The following is a 684-nucleotide window of genomic DNA, read 5'->3' on the forward strand; positions in this document are numbered from 1 at the left end:
CGACAGTTGCCCCGAGCCCATACCTCGACGACTCACGGTAAGTCGGCAGGTTTCCTCAAGAAACGCGTGTCTGGTGGAGTTCGGGTAACCCGACGGTAAGCGTCGGATTCCATTTCCGTAGTCCACTTGCTTTTGCTCAGAACAGGCAGGAGAACACGATCAAAAATTGCTGAGCTACAGCCTCTCTGTCGCTAGTAAGTAACTCGCTCAGCTGAGAGAATCCCCCCGATCCATTGACGGTCATCGAGGTCTCCCTCCTCCCACGCAACTGGTTCCCAATGGGGGTCAAGTGTGAGATAACTTCCAGTGTTGAATTCGATTCGGTGACCGCTGGCTGGGTCTCGCGCATAGAGGAATTCCCCACGAGAGATAGAGTGCTGTCCAATTCCATCCGTAGTGATTCCCTGCTCGTTCATCACGTTATGAGCGGCAAAGAGATCGTTTGGTGAGTCCACTTTGTAGGCAATGTGGTGTACTGCAGGGTCGTCGTTTTCGACGTCCGACTGGACGACCGCCAGATCGATCTTTGCCTTACACGCACTCAAGAACGTGCCCCATCGAGAGCCGTCAGCCTCGTCGTAATACTCCTGAACCTGAAACCCCAATTCGTCCTGGAACCAATTTGCGCATTCGTGTGCGCTCGGATCCCAAATCTGCACGTGGTCAATCCGATGGGGTGCAATC

General features: G+C 53.9%; 1 protein-coding gene. It reads right to left on the reverse strand.

Features of this window, described 5'->3' with window-relative positions:
• Window positions 1–191: 191 nt before the first annotated feature.
• Window positions 192–684 (reverse strand): VOC family protein (locus AUR66_RS11485; protein WP_231727856.1); only part of this gene is annotated, 493 nt, incomplete at its 5' end.

It is taken from the genome of Haloferax profundi (assembly GCF_001469865.1).
GTDB classification, from domain to species: domain Archaea; phylum Halobacteriota; class Halobacteria; order Halobacteriales; family Haloferacaceae; genus Haloferax; species Haloferax profundi.